Source organism: Pseudomonas sp. HN2 (assembly GCF_020736465.1).
GTDB lineage: Bacteria > Pseudomonadota > Gammaproteobacteria > Pseudomonadales > Pseudomonadaceae > Aquipseudomonas > Aquipseudomonas moraviensis_A.
In genome coordinates, this window is sequence record NZ_CP085885.1 from 786,658 (window position 1) to 802,500 (window position 15,843).

14 protein-coding genes are annotated in these 15,843 nt (G+C 60.7%); 4 read left to right on the plus strand and 10 right to left on the minus strand.

Translation table 11 applies throughout. The features are described from left to right. Positions 1-257: 257 nt before the first annotated feature. Positions 258-1,349 carry a calcium:proton antiporter gene (locus LIS66_RS03320; protein ID WP_042609771.1) on the plus strand — a complete coding sequence of 364 codons (1,092 nt, stop codon included), beginning with the start codon at positions 258-260 and terminating at the stop codon, positions 1,347-1,349. A 124-nt stretch (positions 1,350-1,473) separates the two neighbouring features. On the opposite strand, the gene LIS66_RS03325 is transcribed toward LIS66_RS03320, so the two are convergent. The 3 genes from LIS66_RS03325 to LIS66_RS03335 all read right to left on the minus strand — a co-directional run bounded on the left by LIS66_RS03325 (position 1,474) and on the right by LIS66_RS03335 (position 4,148). Next, complete coding sequence (locus tag LIS66_RS03325) at positions 1,474-2,832, minus strand: 8-oxoguanine deaminase (RefSeq protein WP_016771813.1); 1,359 nt, start codon at positions 2,830-2,832, stop codon at positions 1,474-1,476. Between the two features lie 253 nt (positions 2,833-3,085). Continuing rightward, positions 3,086-3,772 carry an SDR family oxidoreductase gene (locus LIS66_RS03330; RefSeq protein ID WP_083354144.1) on the minus strand — a complete coding sequence of 229 codons (687 nt, stop codon included), beginning with the start codon at positions 3,770-3,772 and terminating at the stop codon, positions 3,086-3,088. 19 nt (positions 3,773-3,791) lie between these two features. Beyond that, the gene (locus tag LIS66_RS03335; protein ID WP_227973622.1) at positions 3,792-4,148 is read right to left on the minus strand and encodes a MerR family transcriptional regulator; all 357 of its coding nucleotides are present in this window, start codon (positions 4,146-4,148) and stop codon (positions 3,792-3,794) included. An 83-nt stretch (positions 4,149-4,231) separates the two neighbouring features. Between LIS66_RS03335 and LIS66_RS03340 the strand changes: the two genes are divergently transcribed. Further along, positions 4,232-4,651, plus strand: coding sequence for a hypothetical protein (locus LIS66_RS03340; RefSeq protein ID WP_123419968.1), 420 nt, complete (start codon positions 4,232-4,234; stop codon positions 4,649-4,651). A gap of 91 nt (positions 4,652-4,742) precedes the next feature. On the opposite strand, the gene LIS66_RS03345 is transcribed toward LIS66_RS03340, so the two are convergent. The 7 genes from LIS66_RS03345 to LIS66_RS03375 all read right to left on the minus strand — a co-directional run bounded on the left by LIS66_RS03345 (position 4,743) and on the right by LIS66_RS03375 (position 12,713). Further along, positions 4,743-5,669, minus strand: coding sequence for an ABC transporter permease (locus LIS66_RS03345; protein WP_003221385.1), 927 nt, complete (start codon positions 5,667-5,669; stop codon positions 4,743-4,745). Further along, positions 5,669-6,775 (minus strand): ABC transporter permease, encoded by a 1,107-nt coding sequence (locus LIS66_RS03350; protein WP_227973623.1) that lies wholly within the window; start codon positions 6,773-6,775, stop codon positions 5,669-5,671. Before LIS66_RS03350 ends, LIS66_RS03345 begins: the two co-directional genes overlap by 1 nt. A 13-nt stretch (positions 6,776-6,788) precedes the next feature. Beyond that, positions 6,789-8,336 carry an ABC transporter ATP-binding protein gene (locus LIS66_RS03355; protein WP_227973624.1) on the minus strand — a complete coding sequence of 516 codons (1,548 nt, stop codon included), beginning with the start codon at positions 8,334-8,336 and terminating at the stop codon, positions 6,789-6,791. A gap of 599 nt (positions 8,337-8,935) precedes the next feature. Then, entirely contained in the window at positions 8,936-9,517 is a 582-nt protein-coding gene (locus tag LIS66_RS03360) for an IMPACT family protein (RefSeq protein ID WP_227973625.1), read from the minus strand. 7 nt (positions 9,518-9,524) lie between these two features. Beyond that, positions 9,525-10,175, minus strand: a complete 651-nt coding sequence (locus LIS66_RS03365) for a TetR/AcrR family transcriptional regulator (protein ID WP_227973626.1) — start codon at positions 10,173-10,175, stop codon at positions 9,525-9,527. 88 nt (positions 10,176-10,263) lie between these two features. After that, complete coding sequence (locus tag LIS66_RS03370) at positions 10,264-11,652, minus strand: uracil-xanthine permease family protein (RefSeq protein ID WP_227973627.1); 1,389 nt, start codon at positions 11,650-11,652, stop codon at positions 10,264-10,266. A 140-nt stretch (positions 11,653-11,792) separates the two neighbouring features. Next, positions 11,793-12,713, minus strand: a complete 921-nt coding sequence (locus LIS66_RS03375) for a LysR family transcriptional regulator (protein ID WP_227973628.1) — start codon at positions 12,711-12,713, stop codon at positions 11,793-11,795. Positions 12,714-12,850: 137 nt separating this feature from the next. Between LIS66_RS03375 and LIS66_RS03380 the strand changes: the two genes are divergently transcribed. Both LIS66_RS03380 and LIS66_RS03385 read left to right on the plus strand, forming a co-directional pair. Further along, entirely contained in the window at positions 12,851-14,200 is a 1,350-nt protein-coding gene (locus LIS66_RS03380) for an aspartate aminotransferase family protein (RefSeq protein ID WP_042609779.1), read from the plus strand. 75 nt (positions 14,201-14,275) lie between these two features. Then, the gene (locus LIS66_RS03385) at positions 14,276-15,769 is read left to right on the plus strand and encodes a CoA-acylating methylmalonate-semialdehyde dehydrogenase (RefSeq protein WP_024011478.1); all 1,494 of its coding nucleotides are present in this window, start codon (positions 14,276-14,278) and stop codon (positions 15,767-15,769) included. The last annotated feature ends 74 nt before the right edge of the window (positions 15,770-15,843 follow it).

Below are 15,843 nucleotides of genomic sequence, written 5' to 3' on the forward strand. Positions count from 1 at the left end.
CAGGGCCAATGCAAATTGCTGACCAACAGGACAACAAACTTTCGAGAACCGCGTGATGGCTATCGCGAGCAGGCTCACTCCTACAGGGGAATGCATTTCAACTGTAGGAGTGAGCCTGCTCGCGATAGGGCCCTCAAGGCCAATAAAGGTGCACCTGACGAAGCACCGCCATGGGTTGGTGCGCGAAGATGTAACGAAACGTTAGCGCCGCCTGGCAGTCAGTAGCTTCATCAGCTCTTTTCGGCAAAAGGCCCGTCATGCTCTCGATCCTCAAACAAGAAAGCTTCCTGCTGCTGGCAGTCCTTGCCGCCTGCGTCGCTTATCCACTGGAACACTGGCTGCTGCACAGCGGCCAGATCGTCGCGCTGGTCGGCGGTCTGCTGTTGATCGCCTTCATCGTCGCCGCTTCGATGCGCGTCGCTCATCACGCCGAACTGCTCGCGGAAAAGGTTGGCGATCCTTACGGCACGATGATCCTCACGCTCTCGGCGGTGCTGGTCGAAGTGGTGATCCTGGCGATCATGATGAGCAACGAAGCCTCGGCGACGCTGGTGCGCGACACGATTTATTCGGCGGTGATGCTCGACATCAACGGCATCCTCGGCCTTGCCGCATTGATGGGCGGGATCAAACACGGCGAGCAGTCCTACAACGACGATTCGGCGCGCAGTTACAGTGTGATGATCCTCACTGCGATGGGCGTGTCGATGGTGGTGCCGGAGTTCATTCCCCAGGCCAACTGGAAGATTTATTCGGCGTTCACCATCGGCGCGATGGTGGTGCTCTATGCGTTGTTCCTGCGCATGCAGGTCGGCCCGCACAGTTACTTTTTCAGCTACAGCTACCCGGACAAACGCCGCCGCAAGGAGCCGGTCGAGCAGGAGCCGAAACCGGTCAGCCTGGCGCTGTCGATCGGCATTCTGGTGTCGGGAGTGGTGATCATCGGCGCGCTGGCCGAGGTCATGTCGAAGACGCTTGATCTGGGTCTGGAAGGCACGGGCGCGCCGCCGGTGATCACGGCGATTCTGGTGGCGGCGATTTCGGCAGCGCCGGAGATTCTGACCGCATTGCGTGCCGCACTGGCGAACCGTATGCAGTCGGTGGTCAATATCGCGATGGGTGCGTCACTGTCGACAGTAATCCTCACCGTGCCGGTCATGGAAGCAATGGCGCTGTACACCGGCCAGCCATTTCAAATGGCGATGACCCCGGTGCAGACAGTGATGATCTTCATTACCCTGATCGTCAGCGCGATCAACCTCAATGACGGCGAGACCAATGCCATCGAGGGCATGACGCACTTTGTGCTGTTTGCCACATTCATCATGTTGTCGCTACTAGGCCTTTAGGGCTGGCAGATAACCATGTGGGAGCGAGCCTGCTCGCGAAAGCGGTGTGTCATCCAACAAACATGTTGTCTGACACTCCCTCTTCGCGAGCAGGCTCGCTCCCACAGTTTCGAACGACGGTGAGTCAGGTCCCGGCGATCAACTGGCGAGCCGCCTGGCTGTGATCGGCAATCAGACCTTTAAGGTCCAGCCCTTCAACCTGGCCATCGACCACACGCCACTTGCCCCCGATCATCACTCGATCGGCCCGATCGGCACCGCACAGCAGCAACGCTGAAATCGGATCATGGCTACCGGAGAAGCGCAGTTCATCGAGCTTGAACAACGCCAGATCCGCCTGTTTGCCCACGGCGATTTCGCCGATGTCGCTACGGCCGAGCAGGCTCGCCGAACCCTTGGTCGCCCAGCCCAGCACGCGCTCCGGGGTGATTTTTTCGGCGCCGTAACGCAGGCGCTGGATGTACAGAGCCTGACGCGCTTCGAGGATCATGTTCGAGGCATCGTTGGAAGCCGAACCGTCCACACCGAGACCAAACAGCGCGCCGGCGTCGGTCAGCTCGATGCTCGGGCAAATGCCGGAAGCCAGGCGCATGTTCGAGCTTGGGCAATGGCAGATACCGGTGCCGGCCTGGCCGAGGCGGGCGATTTCGTCGGGGTTGAAATGGATGCCGTGGGCCAGCCAGGTACGCGGGCCGAGCCAGCCGACGCTGTCCAGATAATCAACGGTGCGCAGGCCGAAGCGCTGCAGGCAGAAGTCTTCTTCATCGAGGGTTTCTGCCAGGTGGGTGTGCAGACGCACATCGAGCTTGTTCGCCAGATCAGCGCTGGCCGACATGATTTCCGGGGTCACCGAAAATGGCGAACACGGCGCCAGGGCGATCTGGATCTGCGCGCCGTCGCCACGCTCGTGGTACTCGTGAATCAGCCGCTGACTGTCGTCGAGAATCACCTGACCTTCCTGCACCGTTTGTTGCGGAGGCAGGCCGCCGTCCTTCTCGCCGAGGCTCATCGAACCGCGCGTGAGCATGGCGCGCATGCCCAGTTCGCGCACCGTTTCGACCTGCACGTCGATTGCGTTTTCCAGACCGTCCGGGAACAGATAGTGATGGTCAGCGGCGGTAGTGCAGCCCGAAAGCAGCAATTCGGCCAGCGCCACTTTGGTTGCGAGGGCGAGTTTTTCCGGCGTCAGACGCGCCCATACCGGGTACAGGGTTTTCAGCCACGGAAACAACGGCTGATTGACCACCGGCGCCCAGGCGCGGGTCAGGGTTTGATAGAAATGATGGTGAGTGTTGATCAGGCCCGGCAGGATCACATGCTCGCGGGCATCGAACACTTCATTGCACGGCGCCGACGGCTGCTGACCGGCAGCGAGCACTTCGACGATGACACCGTCTTGCACGACAAGGCCGCCTCGGGCGTCGAGTTCGTTGGAGGTGAAAATGGCGAGGGGATTTTTTAACCAGGTACGGGTCGCAGGCATTGTGGCCGGCTCCTCTGAAAGTTGGGTTCAGGGTTGCCAGCTCAGTGTTGCCCTGTCTGCTGATCCAGGGTCGCCGCGAAGGACGAGGCGCGCAGTTTCAAACAAATCGCAGCGCCGGGCAAGCCCAACCCGACCGGACACCACGCCAAAATACACAACCCCTGTAGGAGCTGCCGAAGGCTGCGATCTTTTGATCTTAAAAACAAAATCAAAAGATCGCAGCCTTCGGCAGCTCCTACAGGGATTTGTATGTTTACCAGAGAATGGTTTCACCCTTGTAATTGACGAAGTGATGCCCGCCCTTGCCGGTAAACGCATTGACCTGATCGATCAGCCCGCGTGTGCTGGTCTCGACATCGAGATCGGCGCCTTCGCCGCCCATGTCGGTCTTCACCCAGCCCGGGTGCAGCGACAGCACGGTGAGTTTCTGCTCGCCCAGTTGCGTGACGAAACTGTTGGTCATCGAATTGAGAGCTGCCTTGCTCGCCTTGTACAGCGCCAGTTCCGGCGCGTCGGGCATGGTCACGCTGCCCAGCACCGAACTCATGAACGCCAGCACGCCGCTGCCGTCGCGAATCTGCCCGACGAAGCGCTGGGCCAGATTGATCGGCGCCACTGCGTTGGTGAAAAACAGCTGGCCGACCTCGGCCAGGGTCGCGCCGCCCGGGGTCTGCACGTCCGGGCCTTTGACCCCGGCGTTGACGAACAACAGATCGAAGGTTTCGCCCTTGAGCTTCTGGCTCAGGGCGATCACCGCTTGCTGATCGTCCATGTCGAGCTTCTCGATGCGCACATCACCCAGCGCTTGCAGCGCCTCGGCCTTCTGCGGATTGCGCACGGTGGCGGTCACTTGCCAGCCGTCGCCCAGCAACGTCTTCACCAGCCCGAGGCCCAAGCCCCGAGAGGCGCCGATGATCAGTGCGTTTTTTGCCTGAGACATGATGGGGTTTCCTTGAAAGTCAGCGTTCAGGATTCAATGGACACGCCTGACCGAGCCGGAGTTTCAGCTCCTGGCGCAGGGTGTCGAGTTCGCTCATGCGGGTTTCAATCAATTGCAGTTTGTCGCGCAGCAATCGCGCCACGGCATTTCCCGGGTCGGGCGCGTGCCACAGGGCGGCGACACTGTTGCCGATCTCGCCCAAGGTAAAGCCGAGGCGTTGCGCGGTTTTGATATAGAGCACCAGTTGCAGCATCTCCGGCGGATAGTCGCGATAGCCGTTGGCGCTGCGTTGTGCCGCGATCAGCCCGCGCTGCTCGTAGAAGCGCAAGGTGTCACGACTGACGTCACTGGCCCGGGCTAATTCACCGATGCGCATGCTGGATCTCAAAGGAGGTATTGACCCTGGAGCATACCCCAGGCTTTACCGTGCGTGCTCCCCAAATTTTTGGAGCTGGAACGATGTGGACGGCAACGCAATATCGCAACGTGGTGCGCGGCAGCGCCTGGTATGACCTGATCGTCACGGCAGCGTTTGTCACGCCGTGGAGTTTTGCGCTGGTGCATCAATTGCTGACGGCACTGAACTGGCCGGGCGAACTGCCCGCATTCGAACCGCTGCATATGTTGATGGCGAATCTGTTGGGCTCGGTGGTGTGCGTTTGGGCGGTGCTACGGATTCGTGATCCGCAGGCGCTGTATGGACGCTATGACGCGGTGGCGCGGTTTCTGTTTGCGGCGTGGCAGGGGTATGCCCTGTTGCATGGGGCCAGTTCGATTCTTGTGGTTTTTCTTGTCTTTGAACTGGCGTGGGGTGTGGTTCAGGCACTCCCCATATGTGGCGAGGGAGCTTGCTCCCGCTCGGCTGCGCAGCAGTCGTAAAGCCTGAGTGCGAGATCGTCCAGGCTCACTGTTGATGGCCGCTTCGCGCCCCAGCGGGAGCAAGCTCCCTCGCCACAGTTCCTGTGTATGCCTAATGCCCGGCCTGCCAAGGCTGCCCCAACGAAACCGGCGCATACAACCGCGTCCGCACGGCATCGCGGGACAGCAGCACCAGCACCACGATCGTCGCCACATACGGCAGCATCGCCAGCAGGCTCGAAGGAATCGCCAGTCCCAACCCCTGCGCCACCAGGTGCAGGATGCTGGCGAGGCCGAACAGATACGCCCCGAGCAACAAACGCCAGACCCGCCAACTGGCAAATACCACCAGCGCCAGGGCGATCCAGCCGCGTCCGGCGGTCATGTTTTCTGCCCACATCGGGGTGTAGGCCAGCGACAGATACGCCCCGGCCAGCCCGGCCATGGCTCCGCCAAACAACACCGCCAACGTGCGCACGGTCAGCACCGGCAAGCCCATCGCACTCGCTGCATCGGGGTTTTCACCGACCGCTTGAATGATCAGCCCGACACGACTTTTGATGATCACCCACGCCACCAGCGCAAACAGCGCGAACGACAGATACACCAGCAGATCCTGGGCAAACAGCATCCGCCCGATCAGCGGAATCTCACTCAGGTACGGAATCGCCAAAGGCTCGAAACCCGCCAGCGGTTTACCGACCCAGGCCGCGCCGACAAAGGTCGAAAGTCCGACACCGAAAATCGTCAACGCCAACCCGGTCGCCACCTGATTGGCGTTGAACACCAGCGCGACCAGAGCAAACAGTGACGACAACAACATCCCGGCCAACATCGCCAACAGCACGCCGAGCCACAGGTTGCCGCTGTTCAGCGCGACGATGAATCCGATCACCGCGCCAAACAGCATCATGCCTTCCTGACCCAGATTGAGGACGCCGCTCTTCTCGCAGATCAATTCACCCAGTGCCACCAGCAGCAGCGGCGTGCCGCAGCGGACCATGGCGTAGAAAATATTGCTCAACAGATCGATGTCCATCACAGCGCTCCGGCGGTTACGGCAGGGGGCGAGGCGCGCCGGGTCCAGCGCAGTTTCAGGCGTGGCCGATAGAGAATCAGCACGTCACAGGCGAGCAGGAAAAACAGCATCATGCCCTGGAACAACTGGGTGATTGCCTGCGGCAGATTGAGCGACATCTGCGCGCTCTCGCCGCCGATGTACAGCAGCGCCATCAGCAGGCTCGAGAACAGAATGCCGAGCGGATTCAACCGTCCGAGAAACGCCACGGTGATCGCCGCGTAGCCATAACCCGGCGACACCTGCGGCACCAGTTGGCCGATCGGCCCGGTCACTTCGCAGACACCCGCAAGCCCGGCCAGACCACCGCTGATCAACAACGCCAGCCAGATCAAACGCTTCTCGCGAAAGCCGACGAAGCCTGCCGCACGCTTGTCCAGACCCAGCACTTTGATCTGGAAACCGATAAAGCTTTTCTGCAGCAACACCCACACCGCGACCAGCGCGAGCAGGGCGAAATACACCCCGGCATGAACCCGCCCGTCCTCCAGCAGCAGCGGCAAACGACTGGCGTCGCCGAACATCGCCGACTCGGGGAAATTGAAGCCCGCCGGATCCTTGAGCGGACCATGTACGCAGAACAGCAGCAGGTTCAATGCGATGTAGTTGAGCATGATGCTGGTGAGGATTTCGTTGGCGTTGAAGCGTGTGCGCAGCCACGCGGTAAGCCCGGCCCATGCGGCACCGGCAAAGATGCCGGTCAGCAGAATCAGTGCCAGCGCCCAACGACTTTGCACATCGATAATGTTCACCGCCACCGCACTGCCGGCCAGCGCGCCGAGGAGCAACTGGCCTTCGGCGCCGATGTTCCAGATTCGCGCCTGATAGGCCACGGCCAGTCCCAGTGCGCAAAGCAGAATCGGCAGCGCCTTGACCAGTAATTCGGACACGCCATACAGATCGCTGACCGGCGCGATCAACAACGTGTGCAAGGTTTGCAGTGGATCGTGGCCCAGCGCGATGAACAACAGCGAGCCGCAGCCGAGAGTCAGCACCGCCGCCAGTAACGGCGAGCACCACAGCATCAGGCGTGATTGCTGACCACGGGGTTCGAGAGAAAGCAGCATGGTTGAAACTCCGTTAAACCGAGGCGGCGCAAGGTGAGTGATCGAACTGGCCAGCCATCCACGCGCCGACATCGCTCAGTTGTGTCGCGCAGGTGTCTTGCAGCGCCGACAGACGCCCGCTGCACAGCGCGCCGAGGCGATCGCTGATCTGGAACAGTTCATCGAGGTCTTCGGAAATCACCAGGATCGCCGCGCCGGCATCGCGCAGGGCGATCAAGGCGCGATGGATGGTCGCGGCGGCGCCGACGTCGACGCCCCAGGTCGGGTGCGCGGCGATCAGTAATTTCGGCTGCTGAAGGATCTCCCGACCAAGGATGAATTTCTGCAGGTTGCCGCCGGAGAGGCTGCGCGCGGTGGTTTGCGTGCCTGGAGTTTTAACGCCGAAACGCTGGATGATCTGTTGCGCGAGGGCTTCGACTTTGCCGCGTTGAATCAGCCCGTGGCTGACCAGGCCTTGCTGGAAAGCACTGAGCAGGGCGTTATCGGCCAGACTCAACTCCGGCACCGCGCCGTGGCCGAGTCGGTCGGCGGGGACGAAGGCCAGGCCCAGTTTGCGCCGCGCATCCGGGCGCAGATCAGCGACGTTGCGCTCAGCGAAGCGAAGGGTCGCCGCTTGCGCACGAGGCATGGGCTGTTCGCCGCTGAGCAGGGCGAGCAACTCGTCCTGTCCATTGCCCGCGACCCCGGCGATGCCGACGATTTCGCCGCTGCGTACTTGCAAGTCGATGTCGTGCAGCGAGCAGCCAAACGGATCCGGATTGTGCCAACTCAACCCGTCAACCTGTAGAAAAGTCGCGCCACCGCTGACCTTCGGATACTCGCCAATCAACGCCGCCGCTTCGCCGACCATCAGTTGCGCCAGTTGCTGATCCGAACATTCGGCCGGCAGGCAATGCCCGGCAACCCGACCGCCGCGCAGCACCGTGGCGTTGTGGCACAAGGCGCGCACTTCACCGAGCTTGTGGCTGATAAACAGAATGCTGCAGCCCTCGGCGGCCAGGCGACGCAGGGTGATGAACAATTCGTCAGCCTCTTGCGGCGTCAGCACCGAGGTCGGCTCATCGAGAATCAACAGGCGGATGTCCTGCATCAGGCAACGAATGATTTCTACCCGCTGCCGCTCGCCAATCGACAGGCTGTGGACAAGTCGCTCCGGTTCCAGCGCCATGCCATAACGCCGTGATACTTCGCGAATCTTCGGTTCCAGTTGCCTGGGCGTGCCCGCCGCCGCGCCCATCGCCAAGGCAATGTTCTGAGCGACGCTGAGGGTTTCGAACAGCGAGAAATGCTGGAACACCATGCCGATGCCTAACTGCCGCGCCTGCGCCGGATTGCGGATCTGCACGCGCTGCCCCTGCCAGAGCATTTCACCGCTATCACACTGGGTGACACCGTAAATGATCTTCATCAACGTACTTTTGCCCGCGCCGTTTTCCCCGAGCAGGGCATGGATTTCACCCGGCGCGATGCTCAGGTCGATGGCATCGTTGGCCAGGCAACCGGGATAGCGTTTGCTGATCTGGCGCAGCTGCAGGCGCGGTGGGGAAGGGGCGATGGACATGGCAGGCTCGACTGACTTGGAGTTGTGCCTGTGGATAAAGCAATTTCCTGGCCATTGAGTCAGGAACGCTTTGCGCATCCGCCCGCAGGCACCGATGACAGCGCATCGGCGCTCTTTTTGCCATGCTCCGAGGCACCAATTCAGCGCAAAGCCGTTGATCAGGCTCCAGTTTTGCTCGCGTCAGGTTGGTTAAAAAACGAGCAATTGCCCCGGGGCTAGGCAAATCCAGCGCCTGCGGCGGTCATGAACGGCTTATCCACAGGTTGCTCCACAGTAATTGTGCGCAAGCGTTGAGGCCGGGCATAAGCACTGCACTGCTTTCTTCTAATGGTGATAAACGACAGTAACTGTTTGTTTTTACGCTGTATTTCCGTTTCGTCGGATCAATTGAACGAAAAGTGAACAAATCGCGCAAAGCCGCATGACAGAAGGGTTACAGCGGTATGTACTCAGGTTATCCACAGTCGGGTGCACAGCAGGTGTGGGCAACTTGCTAATTGGGGGATGCCCTAAAAGATCGCAGCCTTCGGCAGCTCCTACAGTTGGAATGCGATACCCCTGTAGGAGCTGCCGAAGGCTGCGATCTTTTGATCCTGGATCTAGCGCAGCAACAGAATCCGCCCACGACTCAGATCAGCCAACTGGCTCTGCAGCAATTCAATCTGCGCCTCACCCACCGCCAACTTCAGCTCAACGCCATTGGCGGTAAAGTTTTCCTCCACCACCAACCCACCCAGATCCGCCACGCGCAACTTCACCAGTGCCAGTTCGGCAAATCCGCAGGCGCAGCACAGGGGCACGCGGCTGATCAATTCGACTTTTTCCGCCGCTTGCAGGCACTTGTTGGCGCCGCCGCCATAGGCTCGGGCCAGGCCGCCAGTGCCCAATTGGATGCCGCCGTACCAGCGGATCACCAGGACTGCGACCTGATCGCAGTCCTGGGCTTCGATCGCTGCCAGAATAGGGCGCCCGGCGGTGCCGCCCGGTTCGCCGTCGTCACTGCTGCGATACTGCGCCCCGAGTTTCCACGCCCAGCAATTGTGCGTGGCGTTCAAATCGCTGTGCTGCTCGAAAAATGCCTGCGCGTCGGCGGGGCTGCCGATCGGCGTCGCCAGGGTGATGAAGCGGCTTTTGCGAATCTCTTCGCGGTACTCGCAAAGACCGCTGAGGGTGAAAGGCATAAACGTCTTATAGAGAAGGAGTGAGGCCGCAGCCTTTGAGAATGATGCGGATCAGGTTGTTGCCGGCGTCTTCCATGTCCTGCTTGGTCAACTTGCTGCGCCCGGTGACCCGGCAGATCTGCGTGGCGAAGTCGGCATAGTGCTGAGTGCTGCCCCACAGCAGGAAGATCAGGTGCACCGGATCGACCGGGTCCATTTTGCCTGCATCGATCCACGCCTGAAACACCGCCGCGCGCCCGGTGAACCAGGCGCGGTAATCCTGATTGAAATATTCACTCAGGCATTCGCCGCCACTGATCACTTCCATGGCGAATATTCGCGAGGCCTGGGGCTGGCGCCGGGAGAACTCCATCTTCGCGCGGATGTAGCGGGTCAGCGCTTCGGCCGGATTATCCTCGGCGGTGAGGGTGTTGAAGGTGCTGTCCCACAACTCGATGATGTTGCTCAGCACCGCCACATACAAACCGAGTTTGTTGGTGAAGTAGTAATGCAGGTTGGCCTTGGGCAACCCGGCATTCTGCGCGATGGTGTTCATGCTGGTGCCTTTGAACCCGTGACGGGCGAACTCGTCTTCGGCGGCTTTGAGAATGGTCTCTTCGTTCTTCTGACGAATGCGGCTGGCGGGTTTGCCGCCGTGGGCTGGGACTTCAAAGGTCATAGGCACTTCCGGGATTGTCTGTGGGTGCAACCAGTTGCGTTGATAGCGCACCCACAGGCATCCGACAAGTCCTTGCGCGGAAAAATGGTTACGCCTGTTCGATCTTGTTCAATGGCGCGGGGCTTTTGGCCGCCGCAGTTTTGCCTTCCGGCAACAGCAGACACAGGAAGATTGCCGTCAGCCCGCCGCTGGTGATCGCCGAGTCGAACAGGTTCTGCACCAGTTTCGGCAGCAGGTGCAGCAGGTTCGGTTGCGCAGCGATGCCGAGGCCAACGCCGAACGAAGTGGCGATGATCAGCATGCTGCGCCGATCCAGCGGCGACTGCGCGAGAATGCGCACGCCCGCCGCCGCCACCGCGCCGAACATCACCAGCGTCGCACCGCCCAGCACCGGTTTCGGTATCTGTTGCAGCACCGCGCCGATCATCGGGAACAGGCCGAGGCAGAACAGGATCGCGCCGATGTACAGGCCGACGTAGCGGCTGGCGACGCCGGTCAGCTGAATCACACCGTTGTTCTGGGCGAAGGTCGTGTTGGGGAACGCGCTGAAGGTCGCAGCGATCATGCAGCTCACACCGTCACCGAGCACGCCGCCACGCAGGCGACTTATATAAGAAGGGCCGCTGATGGGCTGGCGGGCGAGCATGCAATTGGCGGTGAGGTCACCGACAGTTTCGAGGGTGCTGATCAGATAAATCAGCGCGACCGGCAGGAAAGCTGTCCAGTCGAAGTTGAATCCGAACTTGAACGGCGTAGGAAAACTCACCAGCGGCAAGTCAGGCAATGGCTGCGGCAGCAATTTCCCGCTGAGCCACGCCGCGAGACTGCCGAGCACCAGTCCGATGATGATCGCCGACAGCCTTACCCACGGCGTATTCGAGCGGTTGAGCAGAATGATCGTCAGCAGCACAAATACGCCCAGGGCGAGATTGCCCGGCGCGCCGAAGTCCGGCGCATTGAAGCCGCCACCCAGATCGCTGATGCCGACCTTGATCAGGCTGATGCCGATCAGCGTGATCACAATACCGGTCACCAGGGGGGTCACCACTCGGCGCAACTGGCCGATGAAACGGCTGAGCACGATTTGTACGATCGCGCCGAAAAAGCACACGCCGAAAATCATCGCCAGAATATCTTCCGGGCTGCCGCCGCGTTGCTTGACCAGAAACCCGGCGGACAGCACCGCGCCGAGAAAAGCGAAACTGGTGCCTTGCAGGCAGATCATCCCCGCGCCAATGCCGAATGGCCGCCGCGCCTGGATAAAGGTGCCGACACCCGAAACCATCAGCGCCATGCTGATCAGATACGGCAGATGCGGCGTCAGCCCGAGCGCCGAGCCGATGACCAGCGGCGGGGTGATGATGCCGACGAAACTGGCCAGCACGTGCTGCAACGCGGCGAGGATCGCGGCGAGTGGTTTGGGACGGTCGTTGAGGCCGTAGATCAGTTCACTGGACGAATCGGAATCTGGCTGCATGGCGGTGGGCTTCTTCAAGGATCGGATTTGATCCTGCTCTGCAAAAAGCTGTCCACTTGCTCAACTTATTCTCTCTGTAGGAGCTGCCGAAGGCTGCGATCCCTTGATCTTGCTGTACTTCACCAATGTTGCCGCCCCTATCAACGCGTAGCCGCCAGACTCTCCAAAAAGCTTTCCAGCACCAAATGAGGGCGCCGCCCCTTGCGCGTGACCGATGCCAGACTCAAATCATAAAACCGCGTGCCGGCCTTGAGCGCGCGCAACCGCCCTTGCTGCACCCAAAGGCTGGCGTAGTGATCCGGCAGATAACCGATATAGCGCCCGGTCAGAATCAGAAACGCCATGCCCTCTCGATCCGACGCACTGGCGGTGCAATTGAGCGCCTGATAATGCGCCTGAATTTCTGCTGGCAACCGGAAGGTCGGCGCAATCGCGTCCTGGCTGTCGAGACGTTGATCATCGAGCTGTTTATCGTCGACATAAAACAGCGGATGCCCCACCGCGCAATACAGCAGCGAACGCTCGCTGTACAACGGCTGATATTCCAGTCCCGACAGCGCACTGGCCTGCGGCACCACGCCGACGTGCAAGCGTCCGTCGAGCACACCTTGTTCGACTTCGTTTGGCGCAATCATGCGAATCTGGATCTGCACATCCGGCCCACGCTCCTTCAGTTGCGCGAGGGCGTGGGTGATGCGCATGTGCGGCAGGGTGACGAGGTTGTCGGTCAGGCCAATGATCAATTCACCCCGCAGGTGTTGGTGCAGGCCGTTGACCTCGGTGCGGAAACTTTCCAGCGCACTCAAAAGCTGCAGTGCCGACTGATACACCTCGCGACCTTCCTCGGTCAGGGAAAACCCGGCCCGCCCGCGTTGGCACAAGCGCAGGCCAAGGCGCTGTTCCAGATCGCTCATCTGCTGGCTGATCGCCGAGCGTCCTATGCCGAGCACGGTTTCCGCTGCTGAGAAGCCGCCACATTCCACGACGCTGCGAAAAATCCGCAGCAGGCGAATATCGAAATCACTGACCTGGGCCAGCGGATCGGGGCGGCGGCTGCTCATTTATTGTTCTCTTTGTTTAGCAAAGATCTAACTGAAGGTTAGAAGAGTTGAATTTCACCGACTTTATCGCCGTGGCAATTTAGCTGCAACAACGCTTTCCCTCTCCCTGACGCTTATGCCCTGCGAGGTTTTGCCCGATGAACATGCCTGAAAACGCGCCGTCGCCACTGGCCAGCCAACTGAAGCTGGACGCGCACTGGATGCCGTACACCGCCAACCGCAACTTTCAGCGCGACCCGCGTCTGATCGTCGGCGCTGAAGGCAGCTGGCTGTTCGACGACAAGGGCCGCAAGATCTACGACTCCTTGTCCGGTCTGTGGACCTGCGGCGCCGGGCACACCCGCAAGGAAATTCAGGAAGCTGTTTCGAAACAACTGGGCACCCTCGATTACTCACCGGGTTTCCAGTACGGTCATCCGCTGTCGTTCCAGCTGGCTGAGAAGATCACCGAGCTGACCCCGGGCAACTTGAACCATGTGTTCTTCACCGATTCGGGCTCCGAGTGCGCTGACACTGCGGTGAAAATGGTCCGTGCCTACTGGCGTCTGAAAGGTCAGGCGACCAAGACCAAAATGATCGGCCGTGCCCGTGGCTACCACGGCGTGAACATCGCCGGCACCAGCCTCGGCGGCGTCAACGGCAACCGCAAACTGTTCGGTCAGGCAATGATGGATGTCGACCACCTGCCGCACACACTGCTGGCGAGCAATGCCTTTTCCCGTGGCATGCCGGAGCAGGGCGGTATCGCCCTCGCCGATGAACTGCTGAAGTTGATCGAACTGCACGACGCTTCCAACATCGCTGCGGTGTTCGTTGAGCCGATGGCCGGGTCTGCCGGGGTACTGGTTCCGCCGCAGGGTTACCTCAAGCGTCTGCGCGAGATCTGCGATCAGCACAACATCCTGCTGGTGTTCGATGAAGTGATCACCGGTTTCGGCCGTACCGGCTCGATGTTCGGCGCCGACAGCTTCGGCGTGACCCCGGACCTGATGTGCATCGCCAAGCAAGTCACCAACGGCGCGATTCCAATGGGTGCGGTGATCGCCAGCTCCGAGATCTACCAGACCTTCATGAACCAGCCGACGCCGGAATACGCGGTGGAATTCCCTCACGGCTATACCTACTCGGCGCACCCGGTGGCGTGTGCCGCTGGCCTGGCGGCACTCGACCTGCTGCAAAAGGAAAACCTCGTCCAGAGCGTCGCCGAAGTCGCGCCGCATTTTGAAAACGCGCTGCATGGCCTGAAAGGCTCGAAGAACGTCATCGACATCCGTAACTACGGTCTGGCCGGCGCGATCCAGATTGCCGGGCGCGACGGCGACGCGATCGTGCGTCCTTTCGAAGCGGGCATGGCCTTGTGGAAAGCCGGGTTCTACGTACGCTTCGGCGGCGACACCCTGCAGTTCGGCCCAACCTTCAACAGCAAGCCGCAAGACCTCGATCGTCTGTTCGACGCGGTCGGCGAAGTGCTGAACAAGCTCGACTGATTTTCCTTCTATATATACCTACACAACCGGGCGCTCCTTTACGGGTGCCCGTGGACCAGAATTCAGGAGTGTTCGATGAGCGTTATCCCGCATTTGATCAATGGCGAACTGGTGACCGAAACCGGTCGCGCGGTGGATGTCTTCAACCCGTCGACCGGCCAGGCGATCCACAAACTGCCATTGGCGAGCCAGGCCACCATTCAGAAAGCCATCGATGCCGCCAAAGCCGCGTTCCCCGCCTGGCGCAACACGCCACCGGCCAAGCGCGCGCAAGTGATGTTCCGTTTCAAGCAACTGCTGGAGCAGAACGAAGCACGCATCTCGCAACTGATCAGCGAAGAGCATGGCAAGACCCTGGAAGATGCGGCCGGTGAATTGAAGCGCGGTATCGAGAACGTCGAGTTCGCCTGCGCCGCCCCGGAAATCCTCAAGGGCGAGTACAGCCGCAACGTCGGCCCGAACATCGACGCCTGGTCGGACTTCCAGCCGTTGGGGATTGTTGCCGGCATCACTCCGTTCAACTTCCCGGCCATGGTGCCGCTGTGGATGTATCCGCTGGCGATCGTCTGCGGCAACTGCTTCATCCTCAAGCCATCCGAGCGCGATCCAAGCTCGACGCTGCTGATTGCTCAGTTGCTGCTGGAAGCCGGGTTGCCGAAAGGCGTGATGAGCGTGGTCCATGGCGACAAGACTGCGGTGGACGCGCTGATCGAAGCGCCGGAAGTCAAAGCGCTGAGTTTCGTCGGTTCGACACCGATTGCCGAATACATCTACGCCGAAGGCACCAAGCGCGGCAAGCGCGTGCAGGCACTGGGCGGTGCGAAGAACCATGCGGTGCTGATGCCGGACGCCGATCTGGACAACGCGGTGAGCGCACTGATGGGCGCGGCTTACGGCTCCTGCGGCGAACGCTGCATGGCGATTTCGGTAGCCGTGTGTGTTGGCGACCAGGTCGCGGACGCGCTGGTGGCGAAACTGGTCCCACAGATCAAGGCGCTGAAAATCGGTGCCGGTACGTCGTGCGGCCTGGACATGGGGCCGTTGGTTACCGGTCAGGCGCGTGACAAGGTCAGCGGGTACGTGGACGACGGTGTGGCGGCGGGCGCGACCCTGGTGGTCGATGGTCGTGGTCTGAGCGTAGCCGGTCATGAAGAAGGCTTCTTCCTCGGCGGCTGCCTGTTCGATAACGTCACCCCTGAGATGCGCATCTATAAAGAAGAAATCTTCGGACCGGTACTGTGCGTCGTTCGCGTCAACAGCCTGGAAGAGGCGATGCAACTGATCAACGATCACGAATACGGCAACGGCACCTGCATCTTCACCCGCGACGGCGAAGCGGCGCGGCTATTCTGCGACGAGATCGAAGTCGGTATGGTCGGCGTCAACGTACCGCTGCCGGTGCCGGTGGCGTATCACAGTTTCGGCGGCTGGAAGCGTTCGCTGTTTGGCGACCTGCATGCGTATGGTCCGGATGGCGTACGCTTCTATACCCGTCGCAAGGCGATCACCCAGCGCTGGCCACAGCGTGCGAGCCATGAGGCGTCGCAGTTTGCATTCCCTAGCTTATAAGTAGCTGGAAGTGCAGAAGGCCGACCTCGCAGGTCGGCCTTCGCGTTTTCAAGGCTTTTTTGACTGATATGACA